We start from the raw sequence: 18351 nt of genomic DNA, 5'->3' as shown, positions 1-18351 counted from the left end.
AGACGCTGGTCGGAAAGCGAATACTGCGATTAGAGGCGCCGCCAAAGCGGACGTCGCGAGCGTCAGAAGGACTGGCCGGAACGACAGCTTTCGACGTGGAAGCAATGGAAAGCTGCCGTTCGTTCAGCCTCATAGAAGCCAGTCCTCAGGGCTCTCCTCAGCGGGAAGCCTCCCCAAAACCAGAACTCCTTACAGCCTGAGCATAAGGTTTGATCGCCAGATACATGAGCGCCGCGCCGCCGGGGGCCATTACGGCGGCGAAGAACGCCATCGAATAGCGCAGCATGCTCTCGTCCTTCAGCAGGAAATCTGTCACGAGCGCGATGAGCAGCGGCCCGAGGCCATTGCCGATGACACTGATGGTGAAGAGATACACAGCGCTGATCTGAGCCCGCATCTCGCTGGGCGTAACCATCTGGATCGCGGCATTCTGCGCAGGCGCGCTGGCGAGGCCGATGATCGAGGAGATCATGCCGCAGAAGAAGGCGAGCCAGGGGCTGGGCATGAGCGAGGTGGCGATCGCGAAGGGAGCGGACAGTGCTTGCGAATAGAAGCAGACCCGCGCCATCGCATCGGGATTGCCGCGCTTGCCCATATATTCCGCAAACCAGGTGCCCAGCGTCAACGCAATCGGCGTGGAGATGAGGAGCGACAGCGCCAGCAGCGGCCCGATCTGCGCCGGTCCCCAGCCATAGGTGCGCTCATAAAAGGCCGCGCGCCACGTCATGAGGCCCGTCGTCTCGATCGCGCCGATGCCGATGCTGAGGAACAGGGGAAGGAACAATATGCGGTTTGACAAGAGATACGCCCCGACCTCGCGCAGCGGTACGCTGCCCTTGCCGCGGCGATTGCGGCGCACCGGCTCCCGCACGGTGAAGAGAAAGAGCAAGGCGGTTGCCAGCCCTGGCAGAGCGCAGACGAGGAAGACGAGCTGCCACTCGCGCATCTCGCCCAGAACCGGGATGTGGACCGGTCCCATCCCGGCAAAGAACGCCACCAGCAGGCCACCAGCCAACAACGCCGTGGCCTGACCGGCGCTGATGCCGAGCTGATAGACCGCGAAGGCACGCGGCAGCTTTGACCTTGGCACCATGTCCGAGATCATCGACATGGACGAGGGGCCGGCGACGGACTCCGCGCCCCCGACGACGCCGCGCGCGAAAAACAGTCCGCCAAAGCTCCTGGCCATGCCACAGAGCGCAGTGGCCAGGCTCCACACCGTCAGGCCGGCCGTCAGGATCATCTTGCGGCTGCGCTGATCCGCGACGCGAGCCATCGGCAAGCCGACGACCATATAGGCCGACGAAAAGGCGAAGCCGATGATGAGGCTGATCTGGGTGTCGCTCAGCGCCAGGTCGCGCTTGATCGGCTGGACCAGCAGATTGATGATGTTCCGGTCGACATTGGAGAGCATGGTCACGAAGGCGATCAGCCAGATCGTGTACCAAGCGCGGGCCGGCGACGGCCAATCGTCGCCGGCTCCAGACGCGCCGGCCGATGCCGGCTGCGTCTGACCCGTGGCTTGCGTGCCGACCGGCTCGCTCATCGCTTGAGACGCACCCCGACGCGGAACGCGCGCCCGACCTGATCGAATAGCACCTGATTGGTGATACCCACCGCGCTGGGCGCAATCGGCGGATCCTTGTCGAACAGGTTACGGATCGCGATGAAATATTCGAAATCGCTGCGGCCGGCCTTCACGTTCCAGCCCAGCGTGAGGTCCGCATAGAAGCGGGCGGCGACGCGATTGGTGCTGATGCTGTTCGCGAGACCGACACTGTAGCCTGCATCCTCGGGGCCGACGAACTCGACGAGGAACTTGCCCTCGGGAATGTAGCGGCCATGCGCACTCACGCTGAAAGGCCCGGCCTTGAGGGTCGCCATGCCGTCCAGCACATAGTCCGGCACGCCGGGGGTGTTGCTGGCGCGGAAGCCGGTCTGGCCGGCGCGGTCGACCGAACCGGCGCTGTCGATGATCATGAGATCGAACGTCTTGGTCGCCAGCAGCCGCAGGTCGAGCGATGCGGCGGCACCGATGCGGGTGCGATAGCTCGCCTCGATGTCCAAGCCCCGGGTCTTGAAGCCATTCACATTCTGCAGACGGTCGTTGATCAGGGTGACTTCGCCTGCCCCGTTCCGCGTGATCAGCGGGCAGAACTCGGTCGCGTTGTTCACCAGACAGCGCGTCGCGATGGTCGATGAGCCGATCTGCGCGATCGCGTCGTTCACGCGGATATTGTAATAATCGACCGAGAGATTGAAGCCCCGCAGAAACGACAGGTTGCTCAGCACCACGCCGGCCGTGAAGGTATCGGCCTTTTCCGGGCGCAGCGTATTATTCGAGCCCGAGACGATTTCGATCAGGCCCTGCTTGCTCGTCACCGGATCGGTGAAGGACGAGAAGCTGCGCGTGACCGAGCCGAACAGCTCGTTCACATTGGGCGCCCGGATATCGCGCGAGAGCGTGCCACGCAGGCGCAGGAAATCGACCGGCTCATAGACGCCGCCGAGCTTCCAGGTGGTGACCGCGCCGCTCGTGCTGTAGTCGGTGCGGCGCGCGGCGCCGTTCAGTTCCAGGCTCTTGCCCAGCGCACTGTCCTTGAGCAACGGCAGGACCGCCTCAACGAATGCTTCCTTGACCTCGACCTTGCCGTTGGAAGCAGCGAAGTTGGAGACGTAGAAGGCGCCGGTCGGCGAGAGCGGGTCCGTCGAGCCATTCACCTCGTCGCGGCGATATTCGGCGCCGGCCGCCAGCGAGAGCGGGCCGGCCCACAAGTCGACGAGATCGCCCTGCACGTCCAGCGCAGCAACCTGTTGGGTGATCTTCAGGTCGAGCATCGATGTGCCGGTGACATAGGCGAGCGCCTCCTGGCTGAAGCGGCCCGCGCCGATCAGGTTGAGCGGCTGGCAGCCATTGGTCGGGTTGGTGAGCGTCGAGCGGCAGATGGGCGTGCCGCCGGGGCCGGAGGTAACATCGGCCGCGAGCAGCAGGCGCGAGCGGATGAGGTTGTTGGTCGCTTCCTGATGATAGGTGCTGCGGCCATATTGATAGTAGGCGTTCCACGTCCAGCGATCGGTGATGGCGCCGGAGAGGCCACCGACGATGCGGAAGGCAGTGCTCTTGGTCGCGCCGCGGGCATTGCCGAGGTCGAGCCCGGCGCGGCCCATGTTGAACTGGGTGATGCCGTTGGCATCCATGACGTCCGTGACCGACCGGGGGAGATATGGATTGTCGCGGCGGACCGGACCGATCAGCGAGCCTGTGCTGTCGCGCAGCTGTGCACTCACCGAGAAAGCGCGGACTTCGCCATAGGATGCTTCCAGCGTGGCCTTGAGCGCGTCGCTGAATTCATATTCGGCATGGCCATAGGTGCTGAAGCGCTCGACCGGCACCTTGAGAAGCAAGCCGGCGAGGAAGGCGTTCTGGCCCTTCCCACTGCCGCCCTGCTGAAACAGCGAACCCGCGAGCCTGCCGACCTCATAGGGCGCTGTCGTCCCATCCGGCAGGAACTGCAGGCCCTTGAGGGGGCCATTGCTGAGGATAAGGCCGCCCGGGGCTATGGTGGCGGTGTGGACATTGTTGAGAATGCTCAGCGCCGGGGCGCCCGCACCGGCCGCGCCAGCCGGGCGGCCGACAAGCGTCCACTCCTGCGCGCACAGCGAGCGGGCCTGATAGCAGTCCGCCAGGCCATCATTGTCTTCATACTCCCCGCCGAACACGACGTGGCCCCGGCCACCGGCGAAGGATGTGCCGCCGGCCGCCGAGAGGAAGATCGTGCGGTCGTCGCCGCGCTGCGAGATGCCCGACTGGGCCTCGGCGCGAAGGCCATCGAGCTTGTTGTTGAGGATGAAGTTCACGACGCCCGCAACCGCGTCCGAACCATAGGCCGCCGATGCACCGCCGGTCACGACGTCAACGCGATCGATGAGGATGCCGGGAATATAGTTGGTGTCGACCGTCCCGCGCGCTGTCGTCGGCACGAACCGACGGCCATTGACCAGCACCAGGGTGCGCTCGCTGCCAAGGCTGCGCAGTTCCAGCACGCGGGAGCCGACGGCATTGCCGGGCGTCGTCTGCGTGGCGGAAGGGCTGGAGGTGGCCCGAAAGCTGGGCAACTGGCTCAGCACATCGCCAATATTCGTCGCGGCAGTCGTCTCGAGTCGGTCGCGACCGATCGCGGTGACGGGAGTCGGCGCGGTGAAACCACCACGCGTGATGCGCGAGCCCGTCACGACGATCTCCTGCGAACCGGATGCGGCCTGATCCTCGGCCTGCGGTGCTGCACCGCCCTGATTCTGCGCGTGCGCGGCAGAGGCCACGCCGATCGCAGCCATCGCCAGAATGGCCGCAGAATTTCTCAAAACCCGAACTCGTTGACGAAGCGCCAGCATTGCAATCCTCTCCCCAGTCTCTGCCCATATCGTTCGCTCGACCGCGCCTGTGTGGCACGGCATAGAGCACGCATGGACATGAATTTACCGCCCTAATGTTTAGGGCGCCTAGTAATTCATATCCTATCTTTTAAAGTGAAGGCAATGGGTGTTGAAGCATCAAGACCAACAAGGCAGGAGGGCGATGATGGGAAGGTCGAAAGACGCAAAGGATTCGCCGAAAATCGCGCCCTTTTCCGCAAAGGATGCGAAGGCGCGGTTCGTGCCAGGACCGCCGCCCGCCCGTGGTCAGGAACCCGGTTCGGATGCCGATTTGCGGGTGCAGATGTCGTGGTGGCTGGTCGGCACCGGCCGCGCGTGGCGCAATCTGCTGGATGAACATCTGCGCTTCGCGGGCCAGACACAGCCCCGCTGGCGGGTGCTCGCCTGGGCGCGACTGCAGCCGGGGATTACCCAGACCGAACTGGCGGAACATATGTCCGTCACCAGCGCCACTTTGGTGGCCATCGTGGACGAGCTCGTCCGTCAGGGGCTGCTTGAGCGGCGCGAGAGCAGCACGGATCGCCGGGTCAAGAACCTGCACCTTACGCCAGCGGCGCATCCGATCATCGAGGCGATCTCGCAGGAGGTCAGTGACATAAGGGACGCACTGCTCAGCGACGTCTCCCGCTCTGAGCTGGAGACCTGTCTCTCCGTCCTCCAGCGGGTTAGCCAGGCGATCGAGAATTATGGGCGAGGCAAGGAATAGAGCTCAGGTTGCTCCGTGCTCAGGACCCCTCCGTCGTCGCTCCGCCGAAGACGGTCCCGGCATAGCGCCTCTGGCGAACGTCCCAACCTCTCCCCTGGACCGCAACCGGCCTGCGATCAACCGCTGCCTGCTACGCATCCGCGAGGCGCCACAAGACTTTGCCGTCCAATACCCATCTCATGTGCGGATCGCCGCGGCGCCCCAACGATATATGGCAGATGACAATCGGTCATCGCGAGCTTCTGTCTCAGTCTGATCGCGATGGGTTTCGGTGCGCTGCTCGCGGGCCTGGGGATCGATCTGCTGGCGGCTCATCTCTTCGGTGCCGTTGGGCAAGGTAGTTTTTCGAGCACGTGCCCCGGCGGCGCGGCCGCCGGGAGCGCCCCGGAAGTGGCCAGCGCATGCCGCTCCGCGACATCCCAGGCCACGCAATGGGTGATCATGGGATGCCTCGCAGCGATGGTATGGCCCGCCTGGCATTTCTTCCTTGCGGCGCGTCACATGACCATTCGAACCACCTCAAGTGCGCATCATTCGCGCGTCTGACTAACCGGCTTTGACAAGAGCGGGTGACGCTTGTCCGAGGTCATCGGATGACCGCGCCGCCGGACAGCGCGTTGTCCAAAGCGGGCATAGAGTGTCGGAAGAACGAACAGCGTCAGCAGCGTTGCGGATATCAGGCCGCCGATCACCACGGTCGCCAGCGGCTTCTGGACCTCGGCTCCGGAGCCGCTGGCAAACGCCATGGGCACAAAGCCCAGGCTTGCGACCAGCGCAGTCATGGCGACGGGCCGCAGGCGTTGGATCGCGCCCGTTCGTGCCGCCTCGGCGCGGCTCATGCCCTTGCCGATCAGATCCTGAATGGAACTGACCATGACCAGCCCGTTCAACACCGCGATTCCCGACAGCGCGATGAACCCCACCGCCGCCGAGATCGAGAAGTCCATCCCGCGCACGAATAGCAGCAACACGCCGCCGACAAGCGCGAAGGGCACGCCGGTGAAAACGATCGCTGCGTCCCGAACATTGCCGAGCGCACCGTAGAGCAGCAACAGGATGATGACGAAGCAGCCCGGCACGACTAGTTTCAGCCGCTCGCTTGCCGAAGCGAGATTCTCGAACTGCCCGCCCCACTCGAGATAACTGCCCGCAGGCAGGCGCACCTCGTTCGCAATCGCTGCCTGAACGTCTTCAACGACACTGCCCACATCGCGGCCACGGACGTTGGCCTGGACAACGACGCGGCGTTTGCCGTTCTCGCGGCTGATCTGGTTCGGCCCGTCGACCACAGCAATCGTCGCGACGCTCGACAGCGGAACATAGGCGCCCCCAGCGACCGGCACCTGGATCTGGGCCAGTGCGCCAAGGTCGGCACGTTGGGCCTCGGAAAGGCGGATGACCACCGGGAAGCGTCGATCACCCTCGGAGATCATGCCTGACGTCCGGCCGCCGATTGTGGCGGTGATGGTGTCCTGCACGTCCTGCGCCGTCACGCCGAGCCGCGCCATCGCATCGCGGTTGACGCGGATGTCGAGCATCGGCAGACCGGTGGTCTGCTCGACCTTCACGTCGGTCGCGCCTTCCGTCCTCCGCAGAAGCGAAGCGATCTGCTCGGCCACCCGGTTCATCGATGCGAAATCGTCACCGAAAACCTTGACCGCGACATCGCCGCGGACGCCGGCAATCAGCTCGTTAAAGCGCATCTGGATCGGCTGAGTGATCTCATAGGCGTTTCCGGGGATCTTCCCCAACTCGCCTTCCAGACGCTCCACGAGTTCTGCCTTGGTCAGGCGCGGATCGGGCCACTCATCCCGTGGCTTGAGGATCACGAACATGTCCGTTGCATTGGGCGGCATCGGGTCGGATGCCAGTTCCGCCGTGCCTGTCTTGGAGAAGACGAACTTCACCTCCTTTTGACGCGACATCATCTGCTCGAGCGGCACCTGCATCGCCTGGCTTTGCTGGACCGATGTCGCCGGGATGCGCAGGGCTTGGATCAGGATGTCGCCTTCATCGAGCTGCGGCAGGAACACCTGCCCCAGCGAGAGGAACGCCGCCGCCGCGATCGCAAGGCTTCCAAGCGCCGCGCCGACGGTGAACGAAGGCGTCTTCATCGCCCGATCGAGGCCCGGTTCGTACCGCGCCTTCAACCAGGAGATGATCCGGCCATCCTTTTCCTCAACCTTTTTCGAAAGCCAGATCGCGATCATCGCGGGCACGAAGGTCAACGACAGGATGAAGGCGAAGGCGAGCGCGATGATGACCGTGAGCGCCATCGGCACGAAGGTCTTGCCTTCCACCCCGGTGAGCGTGAGCAGCGGCACATAAACCAGAATGATGATCGCCTGGCCGTAGACAGAGGGACGGATCATTTCGCGCGCGGCGCTCGCAACATTGCCGAGCCGTTCCTGCACTGTGAGCAGGCGCCCCTCATGATGCTGCTGTTCGGCGATACGCCTGAGCGCATTCTCAACGATGATGACGGCGCCATCGACGATGAGGCCAAAGTCGAGCGCGCCAAGGCTCATCAGATTGGCTGAGACGCCGACGCGCAGCATTCCGAAACCGGTCAGCACCATCGTGATCGGGATGACCAGCGCTGCGATCAGGGCCGCCCGGAAGTTGCCGAGCAGCAGGAACAGGACGACGATGACCAGAAGCGCGCCTTCGCTGAGATTCTTCGCAACCGTCTTGATCGTCGAGTTCACGAGGACCGTCCGATCCAGCACCGGCTGAATGACGACGTCGGGGGGCAGGGATGCGTTGATCTCCTGCAGTCTGTCGGCAACCGCGGTCGCCACGGTGCGGCTGTTTTCACCGATCCGCATGATCGCCGTGCCAACCACCACTTCGGTGCCGTTCTCCGAGGCTGATCCCATCCGAACCGCCTGTCCGGTCTGCACTGTGGCGACCTGATCAAGCGTGATCGGTACGCCCTCACGGGTCGCGATGACTGTTCGCGCCAGTTCCGCTTCGTTGCGGATCAGCGCGTCCGATATGACCGCGAGACCTTCGCCACCGCGATTGACGAACCCGCCCCCGACGCTGGAGTTGTTGCGCTCAAGAGCAGTGCCGAGGTCGGTCAGGGTCAGACCTATCGATGCCAGTTTCTGAACATCGGGCACGACGAGATATTGTTTGGCGTAGCCCCCGATCGAATCGATCCCGGCGACGCCGGGCACATTCTTGAGGAGCGGCGTGACGATCCAGTCCTGCGTGGTGCGCAGATAGGTGGCCTTATCGGACTCGCTGGTCAGCCGTTGCCCTTCGGGCGTAATGTAGCTGCCGTCCGGCTGCTGTCCAGGCTCGCCGGGCCGATGCTTGTCGTCGGCCCGATGGTCGAGCCGAACGGTCCACATATAGACCTCGCCAAGCCCCGTCGCGATCGGCCCCATTTCAGGGCTGACACCGCCGGGCAGGCTCTCTTTCACGCTTTCAAGGCGTTCGCCGACCTGCTGACGCGCGAAATAGATGTCGGTCGCGTCGGTGAACACGGCCGTGACCTGAGCAAAGCCATTGCGGCTCAGCGAACGGGTGTACTCAAGACCGGGAATACCGGCGAGCGCGGTTTCGATCGGAAACGACACCTGCTTCTCGACCAGTTCAGGCGAGAGCGCGGGCGCACGAACGTTGATCTGCACCTGATTGTTGGTGATGTCCGGCACGGCGTCGATCGGCAGGCGGGACAAGGAATAGGCGCCGATGACGGCGGCAACGGCGGTGAGAGCGAGGACAAGCCAGCGCTGCTCCACCGCCCATGTGACGATGCGGGCGATCATGGTTCAGTCCTCGTGGCTTGCTTCGCTCTTGCCGAGTTCGGCCTTGAGCGTGAAACTTCCGGTGGTGGCGATCCGCTCACGGCCTGAAAGCCCAGAGCGGACGAGCACGGTGTCGCCGGCGGGATCGCCAAGCTGCACCGGCGTGACCCTGAAGCCTGTCGCCGTCCGAACGAACACAACCGTTTTCCCCTCGACCGTTTGCACGGCCGTCAAGAGCACGCGCACAGAGGCGGGACCGTCGCCGCCGCCAGCCAGTTGCACCGACGCGGTAACCGCCTCGCCAACGCGCCAGACGCCGCCGCCATCGTCGAGCGATGCGATCGCCGGCACCAGCCTGGTCTGTGGATCGAGCGCTGGCGACACGAAGCTGATCTGCCCGATTGCCGAGCGTCCTGCTGCGGTGACCGTCACGGGCGCACCGGGACGGACGCGGCCCGCATCCTCGGGCTTGAGGCTGAGCGTTAGCGACACCTTCGACAGATTGGCGACCCGGAACAGCTCGGCGTCAGCCGCAACTGTTTGACCGAGCACGACAGGTCGCGCGATCACCTGGCCCGAGAGGGGGGCAACGATGCCGAGGCGATTGAGCCCGCCCCCACCGCCCCCAGTTGCCGAAACCTGGCTTTGCGCCTGAGTGAGTGCGATCCGCGCCTCGGTTGCCGCGGTTCGCGCCGCGATCAGATCCTGCTCAGGTGAAACGCGCTGAGAAAACAGCCTTTGCTCGCGCGCGAGATTGGAATTGGCGAGGGCGAGCCGTGCCCGGGCCGCCTCGACCGCCCCCTTGAGCTGCGCCGCCTCGCGGCTCTCGATCACCGCAAGCGTCTGCCCGCGGGAAACGCTTTCGCCGAGATTGCGGTTAAGCGCGACGACACGACCCGCGATCGCCGCTGAGACGACCTGTGTCGCCTGCGGATCGCCATCGATCGTCGCGGGCAGTTCGATCGTGCCGGCGCCGCCGATCAGCGGAACGGCAACCTGCACGCCTGCCGCCGCGATCTGTTCGGCCGAGAGCGCGATGACGCCTTCATCCGCATGGCCGGTTTCCTTGGGCTGCTCGGGCGCGGTCTCGTTTGTCGAAGCGCCGTCACCGCAGGCAGCTAATATGAGCGCGAGCGACAATGCGCCCGCAAGCTGGATTTTCTTCATGACTGGTTTCCCCCTTGAGGCGCGGGAGCGGTCAGCCGCTCCAGCCGCGCACGGGCATTGTGATAATTGGCGAGGGCATCGATCGCAGCGACGCGGGTGTCCGCGAGCGTGCGCTCGGCGTCGAGCAAGTCGAGCTGGCTGAACTTGCCCTCGCGATAGCCGATCCGTGCGATACGGGCCGCCTCCTGCGCGGCCGCAAGCGCCGGGCCGGCGGCCGCGCGTGCGGTCGTTTCGGCATTGGCTGCTTCAGCTTGCGCTTCGGCGATCGCCTGATCGACATCGAGTGCCGTCATGCGCCGCCGCGCCTCAGCCCTTGTGCGCTCGGCACTAGCCTGCGCCACCGCCGCCCGGCCGTTGTTGAACAGCGGGGTTGCAATCGAGATGGCGAAAGCCGCGGCGGTGTCGTTGGTCGCTTCCAGACGCCGGAGCGCCGGACCGATATTGAGATCGGGCACACGGTTGGCGCGCGCCAGACGGATGCCGGCATCGGCGACGGCAAGATCGGCGTCGGCTGCCGCAAGCGTGAGCGTGCCGGAAGCGGACGGCGCGATCATCGGGCCATAGGATACTGTCGGAATTTGGTCCAGCAGCCCGATATCCAGTGCACCATCAATCGAACGGCCAAGGCGTCGTGCGAGGTTCAGCCGCGCGACGTCCGCAAGCCGGGCCGCGCGTTCCAGGCTCGCCGCCGCGTTGATCCTGGCGAGATCCGCACGCTGTTCTTCAAGCGGTGAAGCACGGCCGGCTTGCACCCGCACCTTTGCCGCCTGCAGGGCATCGTTCGCGATCCTGAGCTGGTCATGGGCGGTTGCGAGCCGTCTTTCCGCCGCGATTGCCTCGACATAGAGCGACGTAACCTGAAGGCGGACATCGGCCGCGACGACCGCTGCTTCCAGTTCCGCACGCGAAAGTTGCGCTGTGGCGACAGCCATACGCGCACTGCGCTTGCCGCCGAGTTCGATGGGCAATGTCACGCCCATCGTCGTCTCCGCGCTCCGGAGCCCCCTATATAGTCCGGTGCCGACGACATTCTCGACCTGCGCCTGCGCCACCGGGTTGGGACGCAGGCCCGCAACCATTTGGTTAGCGCGCGCGGCTTCGATTGCGGCTTTGGCAGCGTTGGTTGACGGTGCTGCGCCGCCCGCCGCGGCTATGGCCTGTTCAAGCGTGAGGATCGACGCCGCAGCATCGGCCGATACGCGCCCCTGTTGCGCCTGCGCCGCCGAGGCACAGGACGCTGCGGCGAGCATCGCCGCGAGCAATTTCTTCATGAGTAATTCTTCCTGACAGCTGATCGTCAGGCCGGCATGCGCCGGCCGGCGAAACCGTCAGGCTTGGGGCGGCCTTGGCAAGACGCCGCCGCGGGCATCCGGCAGCGGCGCGCGCAAATGGCGCCGCTCGGGATCGTCCGTCACCAGGCTCGCCTGTGACCCGATGATCGTTGCAGGCGTTCCAACATGATGTCCGTGACAGGGATTGTGATGATGCGGCAGTCCATTGTCGCTGTCCGCAGGCACCTCGTCGCCATCACCCGGTGCGTGGACCGTAAGTTCGGCGCCAAGCACGCTCCCGCCCACCGCTTCAGCAGCGTGCGCCATGCCCGCGAAGCCGGAAAGCACCAGCATCAGGCAGGCGAGCAAAGGGAGAAGCTTGCGCATCATCCGCCCCTTATCACCCAGACGCCACGACGTAACCGGTGTTTTTTGAAATAAGCTCTGCATGCGTAAGGTTGATTGGCGCGCCGCCGGAAGTCGCGAGGGTGCCCTGAGCCTGGCACCGATGAGGCGTAAACCCTCTCCATTATTACAATTGAGCGCCTGTGCCGATGCTGTGCGCTTCTCGGCTCCCGTCGTGCCCGATTTGGCCAGTACTCACGTTCGATATGGTCGGGTGGTGATTAGTTCGACGGCCTGCGGCTCACTTTTCCTCTTCCGAGCGATCTCGGCAGGCCCGTGCGGGGCATCAGCGCGTCTCTTGCGCTCTCAACCTTGCAGCGCCACGCGGACCGCCGCCAGATCGCGGGCGAACAAAGTCTGTTCCCGCACCTGCGCCTCGCCGCTTAGGCGCAGCAGATAGCTGGGATGGGCGCTGAGCCAGAGCTGGCTGCCGTCCGCGAGCTGATAGGGTCGGCCGCGCTCCTTGGCGATGCTGGGTGTCCGGCCTAGCAGGGCGCGCCCGGCGCTGGCGCCCAAGGCCAGCACGATCGTTGGTTGAACGATCCGTCTTTCGGCATCGAGCCACCAGCGGCAATGGTCGATCTCCCCCGCGGTCGGGTTTTGGTGGAGACGACGCTTGCCGCGTTGCTCGAATTTGAAATGTTTGACGGCATTGGTCAACCGGATTTCGGCGCGGTCGAACCCGGCTGTCTCCAGATGCCCGTCGAGCAACTGCCCCGCCGGGCCGACAAAAGGCCGGCCCTGCTGCTCTTCAAAATCGCCGGGCTGCTCGCCCACGATCATCAGCCGCGCGTTGCCGGGGCCTTCGCCGGCGACAGCGCGTGTGCCGTTGCATCCGATCGGGCAGGCGGTACAGGTCGAGATGCCCTCGGCAATCTCACCGAGGGACGTCGGGGGCGGGCGCTGGAAGGGATCGGCGCCCTGATCGACCATCTGAGCCTCGCGGGCCTGCGCGCCGGCAATCAACGCAGGGATCAAGGCGGCTTCCGGCAGGTTCTTCCAGTAGCGTCGAGGCATTTCCTTCACCATCATCGCCACCTTGAGCCGCGCGGGGTTGAAGATGGAGGCATAATAACGCTGCCAAAGCCCTTCGATCTCGTCTTCGCCGGGGGCATCCCGGGCGTCGGCGCCCGGCCCCTCCGCAAGCTGGGCGCCATCCCAGTGCAGGCTGAGATCGGGCGTCAGGATGGACCAGCGCTGACTCGCGAACCGATTGAGGAAAAACGGGGCATTGGCGCGCACGATGGCATGATCCGGCTCGAACCACGCGACGTAGCGGTCCGTTCCGTCGGGATCGTGGGCCAGCCGGAACCGCACGAACGCGCGCATCTTGTGAATGTCGCGGCGCACCTGCCGCTCCAACTGCGTCAGGGCGTACACATCAGCGTCGCTCATCTTTTCAAGCAGGTGCGCGTCGCTTTGCAGGCGCCACAGCAGGCGATAGAGCAGCGCCAACCGTGTATCCGAGCTGTGCAGGATCACCTTGCGGGCCAACTCGATGAAGCGCTTGTTGGCCGTGACCGGGCGGGGTGATCGAGCCGGCTCGGGCGTATCTTTGGACCCGAACAAATCCCGCGCGCCGTCCAATGCCGCTGACCAGCGGATATGCTCCGGAGCGACGCCCTGCGAGACCAGGGCGCGGGCCAGATCACGCCATGTGTCGAAATCGTGGGCGTCATCCAGCTCGGCATTGAACAGCGCCGGCTGATCTTGGAGCGGGGCCGGCCTCACCCGAACAGTTCCATCTGGCGAGGCGGCGGAGCCAGTCGGGCGCGCAGGTTTGCCGTGTCGATCAAGCCAGTCGGGCGCCAGTCGGCCGTGACGATGAACGGCCGCAACTTGGTGACCGTGCGAGTGAGCCGGGCGAGATCATCCAGCCGGAGACGATGATGGCGGCGGGCTTGGAGGATGGCAGCCACCGCCCGCGTGCCCAGTCCCGGCACGCGCAGGAGCTTTTCTCGCGAGGCCAGATTGATGTCGACCGGAAAATCCTGCCGGTGCCGCAAGGCCCAAGCCAATTTAGGATCGATGTCGAGCGCCAGCATGCCGTCATCGTCGGTCGCGGTCTGCACCTCGCTGGTCGAAAATCCGTAGAAGCGGATCAGCCAGTCGGACTGATAAAGCCGATGCTCGCGCATCAGTGGCGGTCGCTTGAGCGGCAGGACGGCGCTGGCATCGGGGATCGGGCTAAAGGCGGAGTAATAGACACGGCGCAGGCGATGGCGGTCGTATAATTCGCTGGCCCGGCCGATGATCTGTGTGTCGCTGGCGCCGTCCGCGCCGACGATCATCTGGGTAGATTGGCCGGCGGGCGCGAACATCGGCGCATGTTTAAAGCGTTTGCGCGCATCCTTCGCCTCGACCATGGCCGAACCGAGCCGCGCCATCGCGCCTTCGATCTGCCCGCCATTCTTGTCGGGCGCCAAATCGGTCAGACCGCGCTCGGTCGGCAGTTCGACATTGATCGAGACGCGATCGGCCCAGCGACCGGCCTGTTCGACCAACATGCGATCGGCCTCGGGAATGGTCTTGAGGTGGATATAACCTTTGAAGCCATGATCCTCCCGCAACGCGCGCGCGACCTCGATCAACTGCTCCATCGTGTGGTCGGCAGACTTGATGATGCCGGAGGAGAGGAACAGGCCCTCGATATAATTGCGCCGGTAGAAGTTGAGCGTCAGCTCGACCACTTCCTGGGCCGTGAAGCGCGCGCGCCGCACATTCGAGCTCTTGCGATTGACGCAATAATGGCAGTCGAAAATGCAATGATTGGTCAGCAGAATCTTGAGGAGCGAGATGCAGCGCCCGTCTGGCGCATAAGCATGGCAGATGCCCATGCCTTCGGTCGAGCCGATCCCCTTGCCGTCGCGACTGTTGCGCTTAGCCGTGCCAGACGATGCGCAGGAGGCATCATATTTCGCGGCGTCGGCAAGGATCGCCAAGCGGTCCGTGATCGTCTCCTGTTTCATTTGTTCTTTATATGTTCTTACGACTGGGGCGGCAAGCACCGAGCAGGCCAACGTGGCTCGGTTCGTCTGAAAATTGCACTGCCATGTGCCTTGCGCTATGCGCTTGGGAAGAGCCCCGGTGTCCGCTGATCCTCGCTGATTCGCGCCGCCGGGGCCTTGATTTTTACAACTGATGAGTAGGCACCCGCACATGTCCCGTCGTCGCCAGATTTATGAGGGCAAGGCGAAGATCCTTTATGAAGGTCCCGAGCCCGGCACGCTGATCCAGTATTTCAAGGACGATGCGACCGCCTTCAACGCGCAGAAGAAGGGGACGATCTCCGGCAAGGGCGTGCTGAACAATCGGATTTCCGAGCATGTCTTCACGCTGCTCGCGAACATCGGCGTGCCCACCCACTTCATCAAGCGGCTGAACATGCGCGAGCAGCTCATTCGTCAGGTGGAGATCGTGCCGATCGAGGTCGTGGTGCGCAATGTCGCCGCTGGTTCGCTCTCCACCCGGCTGGGCATCGAGGAGGGCACGCAGCTCCCCCGCACGCTCATCGAATATTATTACAAGGATGATGCGCTCGGCGATCCGCTGATCACCGAAGAGCATATCGCCTGCTTCGGCTGGGCGAGCCAGGAAGAGATGCACGACATCGCCGACATGGCGATCCGCGTAAACGACTTCATGAGCGGCTTGTTCGCCGGCATCGGCATCCGCCTGGTCGACTTCAAGCTGGAATTCGGCCGCATCTGGGATGGCGATTTCTCGCGCATCATTCTGGCCGACGAGATCAGCCCCGATGGCTGCCGCTTGTGGGATATGGCCACTAACGAGAAGCTGGATAAGGACCGCTTCCGCCGCGATCTGGGCGGTGAGGTCGAGGCCTATCAGGAAGTCGCGCGCCGCCTGGGCCTGCTGCCCGAGGGCCTTGAGAACGACGTTCTCGATCTGGAGAGCCACCGCAAGAAGCGCGGCAAGTAAGAGACGTTTCGGGCCGGGCGCTCATCAGCGGCGCCCGGCATCCGCGCCTTTACATCGGCGCGCCGGGAAGCACCCAGGCATTGAGGCCCATCCACAGGGCCATGGCGACCATGAACAGGTCTTCGGTCAGCGAGACGAAGCCGAGCGGCACATTGGTCCCGCCGCCGACGCAGGCACATTTGAGGCTGCGTTTTTCCACATAGACGGCCTTATAGGTCGAGACCGCGCCGATGCCGCCGATGAACGCGGCGACTGGTACCGAGAGCCAGGGCAGGGCCCCCGCGAGCATCAGCACGCCGGCGCCCAATTGGGCGAACGGATAGATTGAGGCATAGGGCACCCATTTGCGGGCCAACAGATCATAGCCCAGGAACATGGTCGCGAACCGATCCACATCCTGCAGCTTGAGCATCGCCAGCAGGATCATCGTCACGGAGATGAAGCGCTCGAGGGTGAGCAGGCTGAGCAGCGGCGCGGCCGTCAACAGATCGATGGCGAGCGCAATCAGCGCCGCGACGGCGAAGACGACCAGAACAGGCGTGTAACTCGTCGCGTTCGGGTCTTTGACGGTCAGACCGAGGAAGCGGCGCAGGTCATCATGGCCGCCGATCCGCTGACCATCGATGAACACCTGCGGCGTGGTGGTGACATAGTGCTCGGCCTTGAATGCTTCCTGCTGCGCGCGGGTCTCGATCCAGCGATCCTCGACCGCATAGCCTTTGCTGCGCAGCAGGTGCAGCGCCTTGAGGCCATAGGGGCAGATGTGGCCGGGCATCACCATCCGGTAGAGAACGGCCTTAGGGCTGCTCGTGGCGCGGGGTTCAGGCATTGACGCTCATCCTTGCTGAGAAGTCCATGCACCCCATATAGGGTCTGTACCATGGTACGGAGTCAAGCATGGCGGCGATGAGCATTTCGGGTTTGGCGAAAGCCGGCGGTGTGGGGGTCGAGACGGTCCGCTTCTATCAGCGCAAGGACTTGCTCCCCACGCCTGAGAAACAGGCCGGCAACGACCTGTCCGGGGGCATAAGGCGCTATGGTGAGGAGGATGTCCGGCGGCTGCGCTTCATTCGAGCGGCGCAGCAGGCAGGCTTTACGCTTGAGAAAATCCGCACGCTTTTGTCGCTCGATGCGGGGCAGGATCGTGCCCGCGCGCGCGCCTTGGCGGAAGAGCGGCTGGTCCAGCTCGATGAAAAGATCGCGCAATTGGAAGCGGCCCGCGCCTCGCTGCGCCAACTCGCGCGGACCTGTGCCCGTTCCGAAGAAGGGCCGTGCCCGATCCTGCAATCCTTCGGCGTGTGAGGCCTTATCCGGCGGGGAGGCGCAGGCGTACCATCAGGCCGCCGAGGTCCTCGCTCTCGTCCAACGTGACCGAGCCGCCGTAGATTTCCGCGACATCGCGCACGATGGCAAGGCCAAGGCCGGTGCCGGGCTTGCCGCTATCCAGCCGCACGCCGCGATCGAAGATGCGTTCGCGCGCGGCCTCGGGAATGCCCATGCCGTCGTCCTCCACGAGAATGTCGACCCAGGGCGTGCTCTGCACCACGGTGACGAACACGCTGCCACCGCCATATTTGGCGGCATTCTCGACCAGGTTGCCGAGCAGCTCGTCTAGATCCTGCCGCTCAACGCGGACGACGGCCGTCTGCGCGCCGTCGCGGTCAATGCGGACGTCCGGGTAGAGGCGTTCCACGGCGCGCTCCACCGCTTCGAGGCTCGGCCACACCAATGTGCGGCTCTGCGCCGCGCCGCGCCGGCCGAGGGCACGGGCACGGGCGAGATGGTGGTCGATCTGGCGGCGCATCGTCCCGGTTTCACGCACCACCGTGGTGGCGAGGTCGGGCGACTGGGCCGTCGCGGCGTTCATCACGACCGTCAGCGGCGTCTTGAGCGCATGAGCGAGATTGCCGGCGTGGCGGCGGGCCTCCTCCGCCTGCTGCTCGTTATGAGCAAGCAGCGCGTTCAATTCCTCGACCAGCGGCTGGACCTCCCGGGGCAGGGGCACGGTTACGCGGCTTTTCTCGCCATCCCTCATGCGCGCGATTTCGCGGCGGATATGGCGCAGCGGCCGCAGGCCGAAGAACACCTGCAAGCCGGCCAATATGATCAGCCCGACGCCCAGAATGACGAAGCTGTTGAACAGCGTGGCCCGCAGCGCGTGGATCTGCGCGTCCAGGCCCTCGCGGGCCTGCGCGACGATGAAAATCCACCGCGTATTGCTGCCCGGCAGGATCACCGTGCGAGCCATCAGGCGCAGCGGTTCATCGGGGAACTGGTTGCTGTCCATCCCCTCGCCGGGATTGGTGGTCATGCCCGGCGTGACGCGGATCGCGCGATCCCACAATGAGCGGGAGCGCCAGTCTTCATGGCCCTGACCGCTGATCTGGTAATAGAGCCCGCTTGCCGGCTCCAGAAACCGCTGGTCGGCGAGCGGCCGATTGAACAGCACTTCGCCTTCCGGGCCGATCTCCGCCGAGGAGATCATGGCGGTCAGAACATAGGATAAACCGTCATCGAAGGTGCGCGTGACGGTGCTCACCAGCACCCGGTCGAGCGCCAGCGCGCCGCCGAGCAACAGCAGGCCGATCCAGATGGCCGAGATGCCGAGAATGCGGCGACTGAGCGATCCGGTACTGCGGCTGGAGGCTGGCGGGGGCGCCGTCTCCGCATC

The 18351-nt window shown here is 64.6% G+C and carries 13 protein-coding genes; 3 read left to right on the top strand and 10 right to left on the bottom strand.

Annotated features, from left to right (window positions below; all coding sequences use genetic code 11):
- Positions 1–157 precede the first annotated feature (157 nt).
- Positions 158–1546 (bottom strand): MFS transporter, encoded by a 1389-nt coding sequence (locus M2331_RS10865; RefSeq protein ID WP_181560292.1) that lies wholly within the window; start codon positions 1544–1546, stop codon positions 158–160.
- Positions 1543–4362, bottom strand: coding sequence for a TonB-dependent receptor plug domain-containing protein (locus tag M2331_RS10860; protein WP_181560291.1), 2820 nt, complete (start codon positions 4360–4362; stop codon positions 1543–1545). Before M2331_RS10860 ends, M2331_RS10865 begins: the two co-directional genes overlap by 4 nt.
- A gap of 292 nt (positions 4363–4654) precedes the next feature.
- Between M2331_RS10860 and M2331_RS10855 the strand changes: the two genes are divergently transcribed.
- Positions 4655–5140, top strand: coding sequence for a MarR family winged helix-turn-helix transcriptional regulator (locus tag M2331_RS10855; protein WP_181560290.1), 486 nt, complete (start codon positions 4655–4657; stop codon positions 5138–5140).
- Between the two features lie 530 nt (positions 5141–5670).
- On the opposite strand, the gene M2331_RS10850 is transcribed toward M2331_RS10855, so the two are convergent.
- From M2331_RS10850 to M2331_RS10825, 6 genes are all read right to left on the bottom strand, one after another.
- Entirely contained in the window at positions 5671–8919 is a 3249-nt protein-coding gene (locus tag M2331_RS10850) for an efflux RND transporter permease subunit (protein ID WP_181560289.1), read from the bottom strand.
- Positions 8920–8922: 3 nt separating this feature from the next.
- Positions 8923–10065 (bottom strand): efflux RND transporter periplasmic adaptor subunit, encoded by a 1143-nt coding sequence (locus M2331_RS10845; RefSeq protein ID WP_181560288.1) that lies wholly within the window; start codon positions 10063–10065, stop codon positions 8923–8925.
- Entirely contained in the window at positions 10062–11336 is a 1275-nt protein-coding gene (locus M2331_RS10840) for a TolC family protein (protein ID WP_181560287.1), read from the bottom strand. The genes M2331_RS10845 and M2331_RS10840 overlap by 4 nt, the downstream gene beginning before the upstream one ends.
- Before the next feature lie 57 nt (positions 11337–11393).
- Positions 11394–11726, bottom strand: a complete 333-nt coding sequence (locus M2331_RS10835; protein WP_184117263.1) for a hypothetical protein — start codon at positions 11724–11726, stop codon at positions 11394–11396.
- 321 nt (positions 11727–12047) lie between these two features.
- Positions 12048–13472 carry a UdgX family uracil-DNA binding protein gene (locus M2331_RS10830; RefSeq protein WP_264592362.1) on the bottom strand — a complete coding sequence of 475 codons (1425 nt, stop codon included), beginning with the start codon at positions 13470–13472 and terminating at the stop codon, positions 12048–12050.
- On the bottom strand, positions 13469–14710 hold the full coding sequence (locus M2331_RS10825; protein ID WP_181560285.1) for a putative DNA modification/repair radical SAM protein: 1242 nt from the start codon (positions 14708–14710) through the stop codon (positions 13469–13471). The genes M2331_RS10830 and M2331_RS10825 overlap by 4 nt, the downstream gene beginning before the upstream one ends.
- A gap of 190 nt (positions 14711–14900) precedes the next feature.
- Here M2331_RS10825 and purC point away from each other — a divergent pair, with 190 nt between their 5' ends.
- The gene (gene purC, locus M2331_RS10820; protein WP_181560284.1) at positions 14901–15680 is read left to right on the top strand and encodes a phosphoribosylaminoimidazolesuccinocarboxamide synthase; all 780 of its coding nucleotides are present in this window, start codon (positions 14901–14903) and stop codon (positions 15678–15680) included.
- 49 nt (positions 15681–15729) lie between these two features.
- On the opposite strand, the gene M2331_RS10815 is transcribed toward purC, so the two are convergent.
- Complete coding sequence (locus M2331_RS10815) at positions 15730–16509, bottom strand: MauE/DoxX family redox-associated membrane protein (protein WP_181560283.1); 780 nt, start codon at positions 16507–16509, stop codon at positions 15730–15732.
- A gap of 68 nt (positions 16510–16577) precedes the next feature.
- Here M2331_RS10815 and M2331_RS10810 point away from each other — a divergent pair, with 68 nt between their 5' ends.
- On the top strand, positions 16578–16982 hold the full coding sequence (locus M2331_RS10810; protein WP_181560282.1) for a MerR family transcriptional regulator: 405 nt from the start codon (positions 16578–16580) through the stop codon (positions 16980–16982).
- A gap of 4 nt (positions 16983–16986) precedes the next feature.
- Here M2331_RS10810 and M2331_RS10805 read toward each other — a convergent pair whose 3' ends face one another.
- On the bottom strand, positions 16987–18291 hold the full coding sequence (locus M2331_RS10805; protein ID WP_181561478.1) for a sensor histidine kinase: 1305 nt from the start codon (positions 18289–18291) through the stop codon (positions 16987–16989).
- Between the last annotated feature and the right edge of the window lie 60 nt (positions 18292–18351).

The sequence above is a fragment of the Sphingobium sp. B10D7B genome (assembly GCF_025961955.1).
In the GTDB taxonomy this organism is placed as follows: domain Bacteria; phylum Pseudomonadota; class Alphaproteobacteria; order Sphingomonadales; family Sphingomonadaceae; genus Sphingobium.
This window is presented reverse-complemented; position numbering and strand designations above follow the sequence as displayed.

What these genes read in the sequence shown, in the direction of transcription:
- M2331_RS10865 (WP_181560292.1), bottom strand. Translation starts at nt 1,546, where the DNA reads ATGAGCGAGCCGGTCGGCACGCAAGCCACGGGTCAGACGCAGCCGGCA.
- M2331_RS10850 (WP_181560289.1), bottom strand. Translation starts at nt 8,919, where the DNA reads ATGATCGCCCGCATCGTCACATGGGCGGTGGAGCAGCGCTGGCTTGTC.
- M2331_RS10845 (WP_181560288.1), bottom strand. Translation starts at nt 10,065, where the DNA reads ATGAAGAAAATCCAGCTTGCGGGCGCATTGTCGCTCGCGCTCATATTA.
- M2331_RS10840 (WP_181560287.1), bottom strand. Translation starts at nt 11,336, where the DNA reads ATGAAGAAATTGCTCGCGGCGATGCTCGCCGCAGCGTCCTGTGCCTCG.
- M2331_RS10835 (WP_184117263.1), bottom strand. Translation starts at nt 11,726, where the DNA reads ATGATGCGCAAGCTTCTCCCTTTGCTCGCCTGCCTGATGCTGGTGCTT.
- M2331_RS10825 (WP_181560285.1), bottom strand. Translation starts at nt 14,710, where the DNA reads ATGAAACAGGAGACGATCACGGACCGCTTGGCGATCCTTGCCGACGCC.
- purC (WP_181560284.1), top strand. Translation starts at nt 14,901, where the DNA reads ATGTCCCGTCGTCGCCAGATTTATGAGGGCAAGGCGAAGATCCTTTAT.
- M2331_RS10815 (WP_181560283.1), bottom strand. Translation starts at nt 16,509, where the DNA reads ATGCCTGAACCCCGCGCCACGAGCAGCCCTAAGGCCGTTCTCTACCGG.
- M2331_RS10810 (WP_181560282.1), top strand. Translation starts at nt 16,578, where the DNA reads ATGGCGGCGATGAGCATTTCGGGTTTGGCGAAAGCCGGCGGTGTGGGG.